Here is a 4,221-nt window from a genome sequence, read left to right on the forward strand (position 1 = left end):
TGAACGCCTTGGCAAGCTTTTTCGATATCTTTATCGCGCTGCAAATCACCAATAAAGATTTCTGCTCCTCGGTGTTCCAGTTCGCTGTAACGGGATGTCAGGCGGACAAATGCGCGTACCGGCATTTCCCTCTCCCGCAGTAGCCGCACAATTCGGCGTCCGAGTCCTCCTGTGGCTCCAGTTACTAAAAACATGATCTTAAGTTCCTAATCAATTTTGGGTGTTGGATTGATGCTGGAAAATTTAAAATTCGACAATCACGGGGGTATGGTCGCTGGGTTTGGGCAATTTTCTGGGAGAGCGATCGATGGTGCAGCTGGATGAACGTTCGTAAAGGTCTGGCGTCAAGTAGTGATGGTCAATCCGCCAACCCCAGTTGCGTCGAAATGCCCCGGTTCGATAGTCCCACCAGCTGAAGTGTCCTGTTTCTATTGTGAATTTTCTAAAGGCATCTGCCAAACCCAGCTCTAAAATGCTGCTCAAGGCTTGACGTTCTAGATCGGATGCCATAATCCGACCCTTATAACTGAGTGGATCGTGAATATCTCGGTCTTCGGGGGCAATATTGAAATCGCCGCAGATACAGAGGGAAGTGGGCTGTTTTTCGAGTAGTGCTTGCAGGTACTCGCGGAGGGCTTTCAGCCAAAGCAGTTTGTATTCGTATTTCTCGCTACCGACGGCTGAGCCATTGGGTACGTAGAGATTCACGATGCGAATGCCATCGATAACGCCAGTAATGACCCGCTTCTGTTCGTCAAAATCCTCTTTCCCCAAAATTGGGGCAAACCCGGTGCTGACATCTTCAAGGGGCGCACGGCTGAGAAGGGCAACTCCGTTATAAGATTTTTGACCGGAAATGTAGAGGTGAAGCCCTAGTTCCTCAAAGGGCGATCGCGGAAAATCCTTATCTACGACTTTAGTTTCTTGCAGGCAGAGGACATCGACCGGATTATCCTGCAACCACTGCACCACCTGCTCTAAGCGAGAGCGAACTGAATTGACGTTCCAAGTAGCGATTTTCATGGGTTATTCACGATTGGTCATTGGTCATTGTTCATTAGTCATCGGTCATTGACAACCGACTGATGACGAATGACCAATGACTCATGATTATTCCCAAATCTTGCAACTCAAATCGCCAGCCTTTTGTGTGAGACGGAAGTTTTCGCGGTAATCTACTGGACAATCAATTACCGAGGGAACGTCCTGTTCTAGAGCAGTTTTCAAGGTTGGAATCAGATCCGCAGCGGATTCAACCCGATACCCCTTCAGCCCCATACTTTCTGCCAATTTGACAAAATCGGGATTGCTAAAGTGGACAAACGCAGATTCGCCAAAGTGATTGTGTTGCTTCCACTCAATCAAGCCATAGCCCCCATCATTAAAGATTAGGGTAACAAAGGCAGTGCCGACGCGAAGGGCCGTTTCTAATTCCTGGCAATTCATCATAAAGCCGCCATCACCCGTGACTGCGATGACTTTTTTCTGGGGATAAACTAACTTGGCGGCTAACGCACCGGGAATGGCGATTCCCATTGCAGCAAAGCCATTAGAGATGATGCAAGTATTCGGGCGATCGCAGTGATAGTGACGGGCGATCCACATTTTGTGCGCCCCGACATCTGAAATCACAATATCTTCTGGCCCCATGACTTGCCGCAAGTCATAAATTATTTTCTGCGGCTTAATCGGAAACCCATCGTCATTGGCATACTCTTCATAATCAGCCCGGATATCTGCCCGTAATTGCAAGGCATAAGGATCGGGTTTGCCTTGCCGGTCAGCTCGGTCTAAGATTTCCCGTAGCGAGTCGGAAATATCCCCCACAACTTCCACGAGGGGAATATAGCTACTATCAATTTCTGCTGGCGTATCTCCAATGTGGATAATCGGAATTTCTCCGAGGGGATTCCACTTTTTCGGGGAATATTCAATCAAGTCGTAACCGATTGCAATCACCAGATCCGTTTGGTCAAACGCACAGCTGATATGGTCTCGCTGTTGCAATCCTACCGACCACAAGGCGAGGGGATGGGTGTAGGGAATGACCCCTTTGCCCATGAAGGTATTCACTACGGGAATATTCATCTTTGTGGCAAATTCGGTCAGTGCTAGGCTAGCGTCGGCACGAATCGCCCCATTTCCCACCATAATCAAAGGATTTTTTGCCTGAGAAATGGCTTCAGATGCCTGTTCAAGGCTATGGAAGGCAGCAAAGGTTTTTTCCCCACAATTCTTGTGTAGGGGCTTGCCTGCGGCTGTCATTTCGGCAATGTTTTCCGGCAAATCGATGTGAACTGCCCCTGGTTTTTCGCTCTGAGCAATCTTAAACGCTTTGCGGATAATTTCCGGTGTGTTGCTGGGACGAACAATTTGAGTATTCCATTTGGTGACTGGCTCAAACATCGCCACTAAATCCAGATATTGGTGGGATTCGATGTGCATCCGGTCTGTGCCTACCTGTCCGGTAATTGCCACCAGTGGCGCACCATCCAGGTTCGCATCGGCAACGCCAGTCATCAGGTTGGTGGCACCTGGCCCTAGGGTGGAGAGGCACACTCCGGCTTTTCCGGTCAGGCGTCCGTAGAGATCCGCCATGAAGGCAGCACCTTGTTCGTGGCGGGTAGTAATAAATTTAATCGAAGAGGTTTTTAGGGCTTCCAATATGTCTAGATTTTCTTCGCCAGGAAGCCCGAAAATGTATTCGACTCCTTCATTTTCCAGACAGCGGACTAATAGTTCAGCAGTATTCATATTTTCCGACTCCCCTCTGTATGCTCTTGGCATCTATAGTGGTTCGTTTCTTGTGTAACAGGGCAGATGCGCGGATCGCCCCTATTTAGCCCAGTACGGGCGGACATCCGTGCGCCCGTACTGAGTTCATCCCCATCCCGCAAGTGGGATAGGATTTAATTCATCTTTGAATGCAGAATGCACCACCGCTTATTTCACCCAGACGGTTTTGATGTTGACAAACTCGTGAATTCCCTCTTTGCTTAACTCGCGTCCGTATCCGGAACGCTTGATACCGCCGAAGGGAAGACGCGGATCGGATTTAACCATGCCGTTAATAAACACGGCACCCGCTTCGAGTTCTTCAATCAAGCGATCGCGTTCTGTCTCTACTTGAGTCCACGCACTGGCACCCAGTCCAAAGGGCGAGGCATTGGCAAGTGCGATCGCGGCGTTGATATCTGGCACCCGGAATAGCAGCGCCACGGGACCAAAGAATTCCTCCGCTTCGGCTGGGCTACCCGCTGGGATATCTGTCAAAATTGTCGGCAGATAAAAGTTACCAGGACGGTCAGATAATGGCTGTCCACCCGTAAGAACTTTTGCTCCCAGCTTGGCACTTTCTTGAACTTGCCAATCCAAATCTTTGAGAATCGATGGGGTTGCCAGTGGCCCTATATCGGTTTCCGGATGCATCGGATCGCCGATTTTGAGTGCCTCAAACTTCTCAATCAAACCTTTTTCAAATTGGTCTGCGATCGCATCCACGACAATGAACCGTTTCGCAGCAATGCAAGATTGACCGTTATTCAGCATTCTCGCAGTCACCGCTGTGGCAATGGCTGCATCCAAATCGGCGCTTTCTAGGACAATATACGGGTCGCTTCCCCCCAATTCCAGAACGGTTTTCTTAATTTGTTTCCCGGCGGTAGCGGCGAGGCTCATCCCGGCGGGTTCGCTTCCGGTTAAGGTTGCGGCTTTCACTCGCTCGTCTGTTACAATTGCAGCGACTTTATCTGCTCCCACTAGCAAGGTTTGAAAGACACCTTCTGGGAATCCTGCTTTGTGGAAAATCTCCTCCAGAGCCAATGCACACTGAGGCACGTTAGAGGCGTGCTTGAGTAACCCGACATTTCCCGCCATCAGCGCTGGTGCGGCAAACCGACACACTTGCCAGAAGGGGAAATTCCAAGGCATGACTGCCAAGATGACGCCTAAAGGCTGATAGCGCACAAAGCTGTGGCTGGCGTCGGTTTGGGCTGGAACATCCGCGAGGAATTCGGGGGCGCGTTCGGCGTAGAAGCGACAGACGAGGGCGCATTTTTCCACTTCTGCGATCGCTGATTTCAAAGTTTTCCCCATTTCTAGGGTCATGATTTTGCCAAAGCGTTCGCGATCGCTCTCTAAAATCTCAGCAGCGGCATTCAGCCAATCTGCCCTTTTTTGCATGGGTGTCTGCCGATACTGTTTAAAGCTTGATTGCGCTAG

The 4,221-nt window shown here is 49.9% G+C and carries 4 protein-coding genes; all 4 read right to left on the minus strand.

What is annotated here, in order from left to right; genetic code table 11:
• A partial coding sequence (locus tag H6F50_RS06325; protein ID WP_190427588.1) for an NAD(P)H-binding protein occupies positions 1-194 on the minus strand: 194 nt, incomplete at its 3' end.
• Between the two features lie 49 nt (positions 195-243).
• A complete protein-coding gene (xth, locus tag H6F50_RS06330; protein WP_190427590.1) occupies positions 244-1,023 on the minus strand; it encodes an exodeoxyribonuclease III in 780 nt (259 codons plus the stop codon).
• An 87-nt stretch (positions 1,024-1,110) separates the two neighbouring features.
• Positions 1,111-2,754: an acetolactate synthase large subunit gene (locus H6F50_RS06335; protein ID WP_190427592.1), complete on the minus strand. Its 1,644-nt coding sequence runs from the start codon at positions 2,752-2,754 to the stop codon at positions 1,111-1,113.
• Positions 2,755-2,943: 189 nt separating this feature from the next.
• A partial coding sequence (locus H6F50_RS06340; protein WP_190427593.1) for an NAD-dependent succinate-semialdehyde dehydrogenase occupies positions 2,944-4,221 on the minus strand: 1,278 nt, incomplete at its 5' end.

It is taken from the genome of Coleofasciculus sp. FACHB-712, assembly GCF_014695635.1.
Classification (GTDB): domain Bacteria; phylum Cyanobacteriota; class Cyanobacteriia; order Cyanobacteriales; family FACHB-T130; genus FACHB-T130.

Excerpts from the sequence above, each read along its gene's own strand:
- H6F50_RS06335 (WP_190427592.1), bottom strand. The coding sequence starts at position 2,754 with ATGAATACTGCTGAACTATTAGTCCGCTGTCTGGAAAATGAAGGAGTC.
- xth (WP_190427590.1), bottom strand. The coding sequence starts at position 1,023 with ATGAAAATCGCTACTTGGAACGTCAATTCAGTTCGCTCTCGCTTAGAG.